Origin of the sequence: uncultured Eubacterium sp. (assembly GCF_934561735.1) — a bacterium.
Classification (GTDB): domain Bacteria; phylum Bacillota; class Clostridia; order Oscillospirales; family Acutalibacteraceae; genus Eubacterium_R.
Genome location: NZ_CAKTGT010000003.1, coordinates 61,976 through 74,162, shown reverse-complemented (window position 1 = coordinate 74,162; position 12,187 = coordinate 61,976). Strand labels below are relative to the sequence as shown.

The 12,187-nt window shown below is 42.2% G+C and carries 25 protein-coding genes; all 25 read left to right on the top strand.

The features are described from left to right. Positions 1–11: 11 nt before the first annotated feature. The 25 genes from rplV to rplQ all read left to right on the top strand — a co-directional run bounded on the left by rplV (position 12) and on the right by rplQ (position 12,092). Positions 12–350 carry a 50S ribosomal protein L22 gene (rplV, locus tag Q0E08_RS03775; RefSeq protein ID WP_178667029.1) on the top strand — a complete coding sequence of 113 codons (339 nt, stop codon included), beginning with the start codon at positions 12–14 and terminating at the stop codon, positions 348–350. A 17-nt stretch (positions 351–367) separates the two neighbouring features. Then, the gene (gene rpsC / locus Q0E08_RS03770) at positions 368–1,057 is read left to right on the top strand and encodes a 30S ribosomal protein S3 (RefSeq protein WP_294777167.1); all 690 of its coding nucleotides are present in this window, start codon (positions 368–370) and stop codon (positions 1,055–1,057) included. Then, on the top strand, positions 1,057–1,479 hold the full coding sequence (gene rplP / locus Q0E08_RS03765; RefSeq protein ID WP_178666973.1) for a 50S ribosomal protein L16: 423 nt from the start codon (positions 1,057–1,059) through the stop codon (positions 1,477–1,479). The genes rpsC and rplP overlap by 1 nt, the downstream gene beginning before the upstream one ends. Beyond that, positions 1,479–1,682, top strand: a complete 204-nt coding sequence (gene rpmC / locus Q0E08_RS03760) for a 50S ribosomal protein L29 (protein ID WP_078768221.1) — start codon at positions 1,479–1,481, stop codon at positions 1,680–1,682. The genes rplP and rpmC overlap by 1 nt, the downstream gene beginning before the upstream one ends. A gap of 18 nt (positions 1,683–1,700) precedes the next feature. Continuing rightward, the gene (rpsQ, locus tag Q0E08_RS03755) at positions 1,701–1,955 is read left to right on the top strand and encodes a 30S ribosomal protein S17 (RefSeq protein WP_294777157.1); all 255 of its coding nucleotides are present in this window, start codon (positions 1,701–1,703) and stop codon (positions 1,953–1,955) included. Positions 1,956–2,067: 112 nt separating this feature from the next. Next, positions 2,068–2,436 carry a 50S ribosomal protein L14 gene (gene rplN, locus Q0E08_RS03750; protein ID WP_078768219.1) on the top strand — a complete coding sequence of 123 codons (369 nt, stop codon included), beginning with the start codon at positions 2,068–2,070 and terminating at the stop codon, positions 2,434–2,436. A gap of 14 nt (positions 2,437–2,450) precedes the next feature. Then, positions 2,451–2,756, top strand: a complete 306-nt coding sequence (gene rplX / locus Q0E08_RS03745) for a 50S ribosomal protein L24 (protein ID WP_294777153.1) — start codon at positions 2,451–2,453, stop codon at positions 2,754–2,756. 19 nt (positions 2,757–2,775) lie between these two features. Beyond that, positions 2,776–3,318: a 50S ribosomal protein L5 gene (rplE, locus tag Q0E08_RS03740; protein WP_294777150.1), complete on the top strand. Its 543-nt coding sequence runs from the start codon at positions 2,776–2,778 to the stop codon at positions 3,316–3,318. 12 nt (positions 3,319–3,330) lie between these two features. Next, complete coding sequence (locus Q0E08_RS03735) at positions 3,331–3,516, top strand: type Z 30S ribosomal protein S14 (protein WP_078768217.1); 186 nt, start codon at positions 3,331–3,333, stop codon at positions 3,514–3,516. Positions 3,517–3,552: 36 nt separating this feature from the next. Next, on the top strand, positions 3,553–3,951 hold the full coding sequence (rpsH, locus tag Q0E08_RS03730) for a 30S ribosomal protein S8 (protein WP_078768216.1): 399 nt from the start codon (positions 3,553–3,555) through the stop codon (positions 3,949–3,951). 15 nt (positions 3,952–3,966) lie between these two features. Continuing rightward, a complete protein-coding gene (gene rplF / locus Q0E08_RS03725) occupies positions 3,967–4,509 on the top strand; it encodes a 50S ribosomal protein L6 (RefSeq protein ID WP_294777146.1) in 543 nt (180 codons plus the stop codon). Positions 4,510–4,527: 18 nt separating this feature from the next. After that, a complete protein-coding gene (gene rplR, locus Q0E08_RS03720) occupies positions 4,528–4,887 on the top strand; it encodes a 50S ribosomal protein L18 (protein WP_078768214.1) in 360 nt (119 codons plus the stop codon). A gap of 19 nt (positions 4,888–4,906) precedes the next feature. Next, a complete protein-coding gene (gene rpsE / locus Q0E08_RS03715; protein WP_078768213.1) occupies positions 4,907–5,410 on the top strand; it encodes a 30S ribosomal protein S5 in 504 nt (167 codons plus the stop codon). 15 nt (positions 5,411–5,425) lie between these two features. Next, positions 5,426–5,596: a 50S ribosomal protein L30 gene (rpmD, locus tag Q0E08_RS03710; protein ID WP_078768212.1), complete on the top strand. Its 171-nt coding sequence runs from the start codon at positions 5,426–5,428 to the stop codon at positions 5,594–5,596. A gap of 14 nt (positions 5,597–5,610) precedes the next feature. After that, the gene (rplO, locus tag Q0E08_RS03705; protein ID WP_294777140.1) at positions 5,611–6,054 is read left to right on the top strand and encodes a 50S ribosomal protein L15; all 444 of its coding nucleotides are present in this window, start codon (positions 5,611–5,613) and stop codon (positions 6,052–6,054) included. Beyond that, on the top strand, positions 6,055–7,407 hold the full coding sequence (gene secY, locus Q0E08_RS03700) for a preprotein translocase subunit SecY (RefSeq protein WP_294777137.1): 1,353 nt from the start codon (positions 6,055–6,057) through the stop codon (positions 7,405–7,407). It begins immediately after the preceding gene. A gap of 17 nt (positions 7,408–7,424) precedes the next feature. After that, a complete protein-coding gene (locus Q0E08_RS03695) occupies positions 7,425–8,057 on the top strand; it encodes an adenylate kinase (RefSeq protein ID WP_294777134.1) in 633 nt (210 codons plus the stop codon). A gap of 1 nt (position 8,058) precedes the next feature. Continuing rightward, positions 8,059–8,808, top strand: a complete 750-nt coding sequence (map, locus tag Q0E08_RS03690; RefSeq protein WP_177664966.1) for a type I methionyl aminopeptidase — start codon at positions 8,059–8,061, stop codon at positions 8,806–8,808. Between the two features lie 92 nt (positions 8,809–8,900). Further along, complete coding sequence (gene infA / locus Q0E08_RS03685) at positions 8,901–9,119, top strand: translation initiation factor IF-1 (protein ID WP_078768207.1); 219 nt, start codon at positions 8,901–8,903, stop codon at positions 9,117–9,119. 19 nt (positions 9,120–9,138) lie between these two features. Then, entirely contained in the window at positions 9,139–9,252 is a 114-nt protein-coding gene (rpmJ, locus tag Q0E08_RS03680) for a 50S ribosomal protein L36 (protein ID WP_021951166.1), read from the top strand. A gap of 32 nt (positions 9,253–9,284) precedes the next feature. After that, positions 9,285–9,653: a 30S ribosomal protein S13 gene (gene rpsM / locus Q0E08_RS03675; RefSeq protein WP_177664968.1), complete on the top strand. Its 369-nt coding sequence runs from the start codon at positions 9,285–9,287 to the stop codon at positions 9,651–9,653. Between the two features lie 19 nt (positions 9,654–9,672). After that, positions 9,673–10,068 carry a 30S ribosomal protein S11 gene (rpsK, locus tag Q0E08_RS03670; RefSeq protein ID WP_078768205.1) on the top strand — a complete coding sequence of 132 codons (396 nt, stop codon included), beginning with the start codon at positions 9,673–9,675 and terminating at the stop codon, positions 10,066–10,068. Positions 10,069–10,088: 20 nt separating this feature from the next. Further along, the gene (gene rpsD, locus Q0E08_RS03665) at positions 10,089–10,715 is read left to right on the top strand and encodes a 30S ribosomal protein S4 (RefSeq protein WP_294777125.1); all 627 of its coding nucleotides are present in this window, start codon (positions 10,089–10,091) and stop codon (positions 10,713–10,715) included. Positions 10,716–10,779: 64 nt separating this feature from the next. Further along, positions 10,780–11,736, top strand: a complete 957-nt coding sequence (locus Q0E08_RS03660; protein ID WP_294777124.1) for a DNA-directed RNA polymerase subunit alpha — start codon at positions 10,780–10,782, stop codon at positions 11,734–11,736. 14 nt (positions 11,737–11,750) lie between these two features. Next, positions 11,751–12,092 (top strand): 50S ribosomal protein L17, encoded by a 342-nt coding sequence (rplQ, locus tag Q0E08_RS03655; RefSeq protein ID WP_177664973.1) that lies wholly within the window; start codon positions 11,751–11,753, stop codon positions 12,090–12,092. The last annotated feature ends 95 nt before the right edge of the window (positions 12,093–12,187 follow it).

Sequence of the window (12,187 nt, the reverse complement as noted above, 5' to 3'; positions counted from 1 at the left end):
GGAGATTTATGATGGAAGCAAAAGCAAAAGCAACTTATGTTCGTATGTCTCCGAGAAAGGTTCAGATCGTTCTCGATCTTATCAGAAACCAACCTGCAGACAAGGCTATGGCTATTCTTAAGTTTACACCAAAAGCTGCAACAGAGCCTGTATCAAAGGTTCTCAAGTCAGCAATGGCAAACGCTGAGAATAACTACAATATGGACGTAACAAGATTGTATGTAAGCGAAGCACATGTTGCTCCGGGCCCGATTCTTAAGAGAATTCAGCCAAGAGCTCAAGGCAGAGCATACAGAATTAACAAAAGAACATCACACATTACCCTTGTACTCAAGGAAATGGAAGACTAAGCGAGGAGGAAAGTTAAATGGGACAGAAATGTAATCCAACCGGTTTAAGAATCGGCGTTATCAAAGACTGGGACTCTCGCTGGTATGCAAAGAAAGGCGAATTCGGCGACATTCTTGTTGAAGATTATAATCTTCGTCAGTATTTGTTGAAGTCACTTTACAGCGCAGGTGTTCCAAAGGTAGAAATCGAAAGAGATACTAAGAGAGTAAGAATCAACATTCACTGTGCAAAGCCGGGCATGGTTATCGGTAAGCAGGGTGCAGAGATTGAAAAGCTCAAGGCAACTTGTGCAAAGAAGCTCGGTAAGGATCCTTCAGAAGTATTCATCAACATTATCGAGATTAAGCAACCTGACCTCAACGCTACATTGGTAGCACAGTCAATTGCTCAACAGCTCGAACGCAGAGTTGCATTCAGAAGAGCAGTTAAGGGTGCAATCAGAAACACAATGAGACTTGGCGCTCGCGGTATCAAGGTTATGGTTTCAGGCAGAATCGGCGGTGCCGAAATCGCAAGATCTGAAACTTATAAGGAGGGTACAATTCCTCTACAAACAATCCGTGCAGACATCGACTACGGCACAGCAGAAGCTGCTACAACATACGGCAGACTCGGTGTTAAAGTATGGATCTATCAGGGCGAAGTTCTCAGAGAATCTCGCAATAAGAGAAGAAGAACAAATCGCAAGGAAGGGGGAAATAAATAATGCTCTTACCTAAGCGTGTAAAACACAGAAAGCAACACAGAGGTCGTATGACAGGTGTGGCTACAAGAGGAAACAAGGTATCATACGGTGAGTACGGTCTTGCAACAACAGAACCTGCATGGATCACAGCAGCTCAAATCGAAGCAGCCCGTATCGCTATGACCCGTTACACAAAGCGTGGTGGTAAAGTTTGGATTAAGATTTTCCCAGACAAGCCAATCACAGCAAGACCTGCCGATACTCGTATGGGTAAAGGTAAAGGTAATGTTGACTACTGGGTAGCAGTAGTTAAGCCGGGAAAGGTTATGTTTGAACTTGCAGGCGTTAGCGAGGAAGTTGCTCGTGAAGCTATGCGTCTTGCAGCAAACAAACTTCCTGTAAAATGCAAGTTTGTTAAAAAAGAAGAGGGAGGAGAGCAGTAATGAAAGCATCAGAAATCAGAGAACTTTCTGCAGAGCAGAGAGCAAAGAAGCTCGTTGAGCTTAAAGAAGAACTTTTCAATCTTCATTTCCAGCAGGCTATCAATCAGCTCGAAAACCCTATGAGAATTAAAGCAGTCAAGAAAGATATCGCTCGTATCAAGACAGTTGAAAGAGCTATCGAACTTGAAAATGCTAATTCCTGATAAGGAGGTAACTGATTAATGGAAAGAAACCTCAGAAAGACAATGATCGGTGTTGTTACATCGGATAAGATGGACAAGACAGTAGTTGTAACTATCAAAGACAGAGTTAAGCACCCTCTTTACAATAAGATTGTTGATAAGTCTGTTAAGTATAAGGCACACGACGAGAACAACGAATGCGGTGTTGGCGACAAGGTTCAGATTATGGAATGCCGTCCAATGAGCAAGGATAAGAATTGGCGTGTAGTTGAAATCATCGAGAAGGCTAAGTAATCGTTACGATTTACAGCTTTTAAGAATATTAAAAAGTCTATTAATTTAGTCAAAAAAATAATAACTGCAACTTAGCAAAGTGTTATTTTGCAGTACGAAGGAGGTAAACACTGTGATACAACAAGAAAGTCGTTTGAAGGTTGCCGACAACACAGGCGCTAAGGAAATCCTTTGCATCCGTGTACTTGGCGGTTCAGGCAGAAGATACGCCAACATTGGTGATGTCATCGTAGCATCTGTTAAAAAGGCTGCTCCGGGTGGTATCGTTAAGAAGGGCGAAGTTGTTAAAGCAGTCATCGTTCGTACAACTAAAGGTGTACGTCGTGATGATGGTCAGTATATTCGTTTTGACGAAAATGCTGCCGTAATTATTAAGGAGGATAAAACTCCTAAAGGCACCCGTATTTTTGGCCCCGTAGCAAGAGAGCTTCGTGAAAAAGATTACATGAAGATTCTTTCTCTCGCTCCGGAAGTACTTTAATGGAGGTGCTCAGTATGAAGAAAATGTTTGTAAAGACCGGAGATACCGTTCAGGTACTTTCAGGTAAGTCAAAAGGCGTTCAGGGCGAAGTTATCGCTGTAAGTCCTGCTGAAGGCAAGGTTATCGTTAAAAAGGTTAACATTGTTACAAAGCACATCAAGCCATCAAGAGTTGGCGAGACAGGCGGACTTGTAGAAGTTGAATCAGCTCTCTACGCATCAAAAGTTCAATTAGTTTGCCCTAAGTGTAACGAAGCTACAAGAGTAGGCCACAAAAAGGGCGGCATCCGCGTTTGCAAGAAGTGCGGAAACGAGTTTTAAGAAAGGGAGGACATAACAAATGGCAGCAAGACTTAAAGAAGTATATAATTCTGAAGTTGCTCCTGCATTGATGAAGAAGTTCGAATACGATTCTGTTATGCAAATCCCAAAGCTTGACAAGATTGTACTCAATGTTGGATGCGGCGAAGCTCGTGAAAATTCAAAGGTAGTTGATTCTATCATTAATGACCTCACACAAATCGCAGGTCAAAAGCCTATCGTATGTAAGGCTAAAAAGTCGGTAGCTAACTTTAAGCTCCGTGAAGGTATGCCAATCGGCGTAAAAGTAACTCTCAGAGGCGACAGAATGTATGAATTCCTCGACAGATTTTTCAATCTCTCACTTCCAAGAGTTCGTGACTTCAGAGGTATCAATCCAAACTCATTTGACGGCCGTGGCAACTATGCTATGGGTATCAAGGAGCAGTTGATTTTCCCTGAAATCGATTACGACAAGATTGACAAGGTTCGTGGTATGGACATTATTATGGTTACCACAGCAAACACAGACGAAGAAGCAAGAGAGCTCCTCAAACTTATGGGCGCTCCGTTTGCAGAGTAAGGAGGGATTATCGTGGCAAAGACATCAATGAAAGTTAAGCAGCAAAAGCCTGCAAAGTATTCAACAAGAGAATACAACAGATGCAAGATCTGCGGTAGACCTCATGCTTACCTTCGTAAGTACGGTATATGCCGTATTTGCTTCAGAGAACTTGCTCACAAGGGTGAGATTCCCGGAGTTAAGAAATCATCTTGGTAAATCGAGAATTGCTAAATTTATAAGGAGGAAATATCAATGCATATTACAGACCCAATCGCTGATATGCTTACAAGAATTCGTAACGCGAACTCAGCAAAACACGAAACAGTAGATATTCCTGCATCAAATATGAAGAAGGCAATCGCTCAGATTCTTCTTGATGAAGGCTATATCGCATCATATAAAGTAATCGAAGACGAAAAGCAAGGTGTTATCCGTGTAACACTCAAGTACGGCGAAAACAAATCACAGGTTATCACCGGCTTGCGCAGAGTTTCAAAGCCGGGCCTTAGAATCTACTCAAATGTAGAGGATATGCCAAAGGTAATGAAGGGACTCGGTATTGCAATCGTTTCAACATCAAAAGGTATTATGACAGACAGAGAAGCTCGCAAGCAAAACGTTGGCGGCGAAGTATTAGCATTTGTTTGGTAAGGAGGTGCAGTTAGGATGTCACGTATCGGTTTAAAGCCAATCGTAATTCCTGCCGGCGTTGAAGTATCAGTAAACGCAGAAAACACTGTAACCGTTAAGGGACCAAACGGTACTCTTACTCAGGATGTTAACAAGGACATCACAGTTACAATCGAAGGCAGCGAGATTACATTACAAAGACCATCAGACGATAAGGAACACAGAGCTATGCACGGTTTGTACAGAGCACTTATCGCAAATATGGTATCAGGTGTAACAGAAGGCTTCAAGAAGAACCTTGAAGTAAACGGTGTTGGTTACAGAGTATCAGCTTCAGGCAATACTCTTACAATGAACCTCGGCTTCTCACACCAGGTTATTATGGAAGCTCCTGAAGGAGTTAAGGTAGAATGCCCTAATGCAAACGCTATCGTAATCAGCGGTGCAGATAAGCAGGCAGTCGGTCAGTTCGCAGCTCAGGTTCGCGAAAAGAGACCACCGGAGCCATATAAGGGCAAGGGCATTAAATATGCTGAAGAGCATATTCGCCGTAAAGAAGGTAAAGCAGGTAAGAAATAAAGGAAGGAGTGAATTACAATGGTTTCAAGACAAGATTCTAACATCGCAAGAAAGAAGCGTCACGTTCGTGTACGCGGTAAGATCAGCGGTACTGCTGAGTGTCCAAGACTTAACGTATATCGCTCCCTTGCAAACATCTATGTTCAACTTATCGATGATGTAGCAGGCGTAACACTTGCTCAGGCATCAACAGTTGAAAAAGACTTTGCACAATACGGCGGTAACGTTGAAGCAGCTAAGGCTGTAGGTAAAAAATTAGCAGAAAGAGCCACAGAGAAGGGCATTAAGGAATGTGTATTCGATCGTGGCGGTTACGTATATCACGGTCGTGTAGCTGCTGTTGCAGAAGGCGCTCGTGAAGGCGGACTTGAGTTCTAAGGAAGGGAGATTAATTATTATGAACAATAAAATTGATGTATCTTCAATGGAACTTGAAGAAAGAGTAGTTACTATCAATCGTGTATCAAAGACTGTAAAGGGCGGTAGAATTTTTAAGTTCGCAGCTCTCGTAGTAGTTGGTGACGGTAACGGACTTGTAGGCTTCGGTATCGGTAAGTCAGGCGAAGTTCCTGATGCAATCCGTAAGGGTATCGAAGATGCAAAGAAGAATGTAATTAAGGTTTCACTCAGAGGAACAACTATTCCTCACGAAATCAAAGGTAAGTTTGGCGCAGGCGAGGTTCTCCTTATGCCGGCTCCAAAGGGTACCGGAGTTATCGCAGGTGGCCCTGTTCGTGCAGTTGTTGAAACAGTTGGTATCAAGGACATTCGTACAAAGGCTATCCGTTCAAACAATCCTTGCAATGTTGTAAGAGCTACAATCAATGGTCTCAGCCAGCTCAGAACTGCTGAGGAAGTTGCAGCCGTTCGTGGCAAGAGCGTTAAGGAAATAGTAGGTTAAGGAGGAATTTGATTTATGAAAATCAAGCTTACAAAGAGCTTAATTGGTTGCAAGAAAGATCAAATTGCTACCGCTCACTCACTTGGTCTACGCAAGATCGGTAACGTTACAGAACAACCTGATAACGCACAAACACAAGGTAAAATCAAGAAGATTTCCCACCTTGTAACAATCGTAGAAGAATAAGGGGAGGTGCTCTAATGAAATTACATGAACTTTCTCCTGCAGAGGGCTCAAAGAAGGCTGTTAAGAGAATCGGCCGTGGCGCAGGTTCAGGCCAGGGCAAGACAGCCGGTAAGGGTCACAAAGGTCAAAAGGCACGTTCAGGTTACAGCAGAAGACCGGGCTTTGAAGGCGGTCAGATGCCACTCCAAAGACGTGTTCCTAAAAGAGGTTTTAATAACATCTTTGCAACAGAATACGCTACAGTAAATGTTTCAGACCTTGAAAAGAGATTTGAAGCAGGCGCAACTGTTGATGCAGAAAGCCTTGTAGCAAGCGGTCTTATCAAAAAGACTCTTGACGGAATCAAGGTTCTCGGTAAGGGCGAAATCACAAAGTCTTTGACTGTAAAGGTTGACGCAATTAGCGAATCTGCAAAAGCAAAAATTGAAGCAGCTGGTGGCACGGTGGAGGTGCAGTAAATGATTAAAACCATCATTAATGCATTTAAAATTCCGGAAATCAGAAAAAAACTTCTGTTTACTGCTTTTATCATTCTTATTTTCAGAATCGGTTCGGTTATTCCTGTACCGTTCGTAAATATCGTTGATGAAATCGATGTTGGTAAAGGCAACACAATTATGACTTACTTGAGTTTGATGACAGGTAGTGCTTTCACATACGGAACTATCTTTGCTATGTCAATCACTCCGTACATCAACTCATCAATCATTATTCAACTTTTGGCTGTAGCCATTCCTGCTTTGGAAAATCTCCAAAAGGAAGGCGAAGAAGGCAGAAAGAAAATTACTGCAATCACAAGATTTTTGACAGTCGCTCTCGGCTTGCTTCAATCTCTTGCATATTTCTTCTATCTTCGTGCAAACAGCTTGCTTGCAGCTGATGCAAGCGGTGTTGCATATACAGGCTTTGACGCTGTATTCCAGGCAGTTGTTATTATTGCCGTTCTTACAGCAGGCACAGCAGTTATTATGTGGCTCGGTGAACAAATTTCAATTCAAGGTATAGGTAACGGTATTTCCATTATCCTTTTTGCCGGAATTGCTTCCCGTTTCCCGACAATTATCAAGCAGTTGTTCCAATACATCTCAACAGGCAGAACCGTATATAAAGTTCTTGTTCCTGTAGTATGCGTAATCTTTGTTTTGATGATTGCATACATCGTATTGCTCGACAATGCTGAAAGAAGACTTCCTATTCAGTACGCTAAGCGTGTTGTAGGCAGAAAGATGTACGGCGGTCAAAACACACATATGCCTATCAAGGTTAATATGTCAGGCGTACTTCCAATCATCTTTGCATCATCAATACTTTCTCTTCCGGGTACTGTTCAAATGTTCCTTTCAAGCAGTAAGTATGAAGGCACTTTCTGGGAAAAGTTCTTTAACGCTTTCCAGAGTGATTCATGGTGGTATGCAGGAATGTACTTCATTTTGATTATTTTCTTTGCTTATTTCTACAGTACAATTCAGTACAACCCAATTGAAATGGCAAATAATCTTCGTAAGAACAACGGTGTTATCCCGGGTATTCGTCCGGGTAGACCTACATCAGACTACATTTTGAGAATCATTTCAAGACTTACACTTATCGGTGCCTTGATGATTTCTGTAGTTGCGTTGTTCCCAATCATTTATTCTCTTGTTTGCGATGCTGCAATCAAGCCGCTTTCGGGTGCTTCAGACAGCACAGGCGGTATGTCAATCACAATGGGTGGTACATCACTTATCATCTTGGTTGGTGTAGCTCTTGAAACAGTTCGTCAATTAGAGTCACAAATGGTTATGCGTCATTATAAAGGCTTCCTTGATTAATCGAAAGGATTTATGATATGAAACTTATTCTTTTAGGAGCTCCGGGTGCCGGCAAAGGTACTCAGGCAGAAAAGATTTGTGAAAAGTTAAATATTCCTGCAATTTCAACGGGTAACATTCTCCGTGCCGCTGTTAAGGACGGCACAGAGATGGGCCTTAAGGCAAAAAGTTATATGGATGCCGGCCAGCTCGTTCCTGATGAAGTTGTTATCGGAATTATCAAGGATCGTCTTAATGACGATGATTGTAAAAACGGATTTATTCTCGATGGATTTCCTCGTACAATTCCGCAGGCTCAGGCTTTGCTTGACAGCGGTGTAGATATTGATAAGGTTATTGATATCGAAGTACCTGATGAAGCCATCACAAAGAGAATGTCCGGACGCCGCGTTTGCTCAAAATGTGCAAATTCTTACCATATTGAGTACAAAAAACCAAAGGTAGACGGAATTTGCGATGCTTGCGGCGGAGAATTGATTCAGCGTAAAGACGATGCTCCTCAGACTGTTCTTGACCGTCTTGTAGAATATCACAAGATGACAGAACCGCTTAAGGGATTTTATGAGAATCTCGGTAAGCTCAAGGTTGTTGAAGGTCAGGAAGATGTAGCTGATACAACAAAGCTCGTTTTTGATGCATTGGAGGATTAACATGATAGTGCTAAAAAGCAGTCGTGAACTCGAGCTTATGAAAGAAGCTTGTATAATTTCGGCTCAGGCATTACAGGTGGCAGGTGAGGCCGTTAAACCCGGTGTCACAACATGGGAGATTGATAAAATCGCTTATGATTTTATCAAGAAATGCGGGGCTACCCCTAATTTCCTGAACTATGGCGGATATCCTGCTACCGCATGTATATCTATAAATGATGAAGTAATCCACGGTATCCCAAGTAAAGACAGAGTTATAAAAGATGGCGACATCGTTTCTATCGACTTGGGTGCTGCAAAGCACGGATATAACGGCGACAATGCTGCTACTTTTATCTGCGGGACTTGCTCTCCCGAGGTAAAGCGGCTGGTGGACACAACCAGAGAATCTCTGTATAAGGGAATTGAGGCTGCTGTTCCGGGCAACAGAATCGGCGATATCGGTCACGCAGTGCAATCATATTGTGAAGAGCGTGGATACGGTGTAGTTCGTGACTTTGTCGGTCACGGCGTAGGCACAAAACTTCATGAAGAACCAAGCGTACCGAACTTCGGACACGCAGGTCGTGGTATCCGACTATCACCCGGAATGACATTGGCAATTGAACCGATGATAAATCTGGGAACCTATAAGGTTAAACAGCTCTCCGACGGATGGACTGTAAAAACCTGTGACGGCAAACCGGCGGCTCACTTTGAGCATACCATTGCCATTACATCAAACGGTCCGGTAATCTTAACAAGGGCTTAACGATAGGCGAGTTGAATTGCAGGCGAATACGCCGTAATGTGATTCCAGATAGAAACAACATCATACTAATAATTAATTAGCGAGGTAAAATGATGTCTAAGTCAGATATGATAGAAGTTGAAGGTACTGTGGTTGAATTGTTACCTAACACAACTTTCAAGGTAGCGTTACAAAACGACCACATTATTACAGCCCATATCAGCGGAAAGCTCAGAATGAACAACATTCGCATCCTTCCCGGTGATAAGGTAACAATGGAAATGTCACCGTACGACTTAACAAAGGGTCGTATCATTTGGCGTTCAAAGTAAATTTAAGGAGGATATTCAAATGAAAGTTAGACCTTCTGTAAAGAAAATTTGCGATAAATGCAAAGTTATCAAGCGCAATGGAAAAGTAATGGTTATCTGTGAAAATCCAAAGCACAAACAGCGTCAGGGCTAATCCTGAACTAATAATCGGAGGTAAACTGTAGTATGGCACGTATTTCAGGTGTTGACTTACCTAATGACAAGAGAGTTGAAATCGGTCTTACCTATATTTACGGTATAGGCAAAACAACCTCAGACAAGATCATCGAAGCAACAGGCGTTAATCCAGACACACGTTGCAGAGATTTAACAGAAGAAGATGTAAAGAAGCTTAGCGATTACATCACTCATAACCTTGATGTTGAAGGTGACTTGAGAAGAAAAGTTGCGTTCGATATTAAGAGACTTAAAGAAATCGGTTGCTACCGCGGAACTCGCCACATCAAGGGTCTTCCTGTAAGAGGACAGACTTCTAAGAACAATGCGAGAACACGCAAGGGTCCAAAGAGAACCGTAGCAAACAAGAAGAAGTAAAGTAGGAGGAATATTCAGTATGGCTACTAAAAAGACAGCTTCACCGCGTAAAAGACGCGAGAAGAAGAATATTGAGCGTGGTGTTGCTCATATTCAGTCAACCTTCAACAATACTATCGTAACAATCAGTGATACACAGGGCAACGCAGTTTCATGGGCATCAGCCGGTGAAATGGGTTTCCGTGGTTCAAAGAAATCAACTCCGTTTGCAGCTCAAACAGCAGCAGAAACAGCTGCTAAGATTGCAACAGAGCATGGTATGAAAACTGTTGAAGTTTATGTTAAGGGTCCGGGTGCAGGTCGTGAAGCAGCAATCAGAGCACTTCAGTCAGCAGGCCTCGATGTAAGTCTTATTAAAGATGTTACTCCTATCCCACATAACGGATGTCGTCCGCCAAAGAGACGTCGTGTATAATTTATTGGAGGTTACTTGATATGGCAAGATATACAGGACCTGCTTGTAAGCTTTGCCGTCGTGAAGGAAAAAAGCTTTTCCTCAAGGGCGACAGATGTTATACAGGCAAATGTGCATTGGAGCGTCGCTCATATGCACCGGGCCAACATGGTCAAAATCGTAAAAAGACTTCAGAATATGGTTTGCAGCTTCGTGCAAAGCAGTCTGCTCGTAGATATTATGGCGTAAGCGAAGGTCAGTTCCATAAGTATTTCCTTATGGCTGAGCGTAAAGAAGGCGTTACAGGTACAAACCTTCTTCAACTCTGCGAAAGCCGTCTTGACAATATCGTATATACAGCCGGTTTTGCAAGCTCAAGAGCTCAGGCTCGTCAGCTCGTAAATCATGCTCACTTCACCGTTAACGGTGCAAAGGTAGACATTCCGTCATACCTTGTAAAAGCCGGTGACGTAATTGCTGTTAAGGACACAAGCAAGTCAACAGATGAGTTTAAGGCTCTTGTTGAATCAAATGCTTCTCGCACAATTCCTAAGTGGATTGATGCAGACGCTCAGGCTATGACAGCAAAGGTTGTTGCTCTCCCTGAAAGAGAAGAAATCGCAACACCTGTTGAAGAGCACTTAATCGTTGAGTTCTACTCTAAATAATAAGCTGATTATATTGGTTTGTTATTTAGCGAAAACAAAGCTATATATTTTAGGAGGCTTTTAGATGATTGAAATTGATAAGCCTAATATCGAAATAGTAGATTTATCTACTCAGGGAAGCAGAAGCGTAGGCAGATTTGTTGTTGAACCTCTTGAAAGAGGCTTCGGCACAACTCTCGGAAACTCGATGAGAAGAGTTCTTCTCTCATCGCTTCCGGGTTACGCTATTACTTCTGTAAAGATTGACGGTGTACAACACGAATTTTCAACTATTCCTCATGTAAAAGAGGATGTAACTGAAATTGTTCTTAACCTCAAAAATGTAATTCTTAAGATTCATGACGAAGATCCTAAAACCCTTTATATTAACGCAAAGGGTGAGGGTGAAATCACTGCTGCCGATATTGAACACGACGACAGTGTTGAAATCTTGAATCCGGAACTTCATCTTGCTTATCTTGATGAAGGTGCTGATGTTGTTATGGAACTCACAGCGGATAACGGTAGAGGATATGTTCCTTGCGACAGAAACAAGCAAATTATGGAACTCCCAATCGGCACTATTGCCATTGACTCTATCTACACACCTGTATTAAAGGTTAATTACACAGTAGAAAATACTCGTGTAGGACAACAAACTGATTTTGACAAACTTATCCTTGATGTTGAAACTGACGGAACTATCCCTGCAGATGAAGCCGTTTCGCTTGCTGCAAAGATTCTTAATGAACATCTTAACCTTTTTGTTGACCTTTCTGAAGAAATGGGCAACGCAGAAATCATGGTTGAAAAAGACGATGACGGAAAAGAAAAGGTTCTTGAGATGACTATTGAAGAACTTGATCTTTCTGTTCGTTCATTCAACTGCTTGAAGAGAGCGGGAATCAACACAGTAGGGGATTTGATTGGCAAATCTGAAGACGATATGATGAAAGTCAGAAACCTTGGTCGTAAGTCACTTGACGAAGTAATCGGTAAGCTTGCTTCTCTTGGTTTCAAACTTAGCAAGGAAGAAGACTAAAGGAGGGAATTTCAATGCCAGGTAGCAGAAAACTCGGTCGTCCTACCGACCACAGACAGGCTATGCTTAGAGGATTGGTTACTTATCTTCTTGAAAACGGCAGAATTGAAACAACCGTTACTAGAGCTAAAGAAGTTCGTGCTATGGCCGACAGAATGATTACTCTCGGCAAGGAGAACACACTTCACTCAAGAAGACAGGCTCTTGCTTATGTTACTAAGGAAGATGTTGTTAAAAAGCTTTTTGATGAAATTGCTCCAAAGTATGAAGATAAAAACGGTGGTTACACTCGTATAATTAAAACAGGTCCTCGCAGAGGCGATGCCGCAGAAATGTGCATTATTGAACTTGTTTAATTAAAAAGCATACAGCACTCAAGTATTGATTTACTTGGGTGCTTTTTCTTGTATTAAAGCCTTGTTTGTGGTATAATAATATGAATTAATTTATT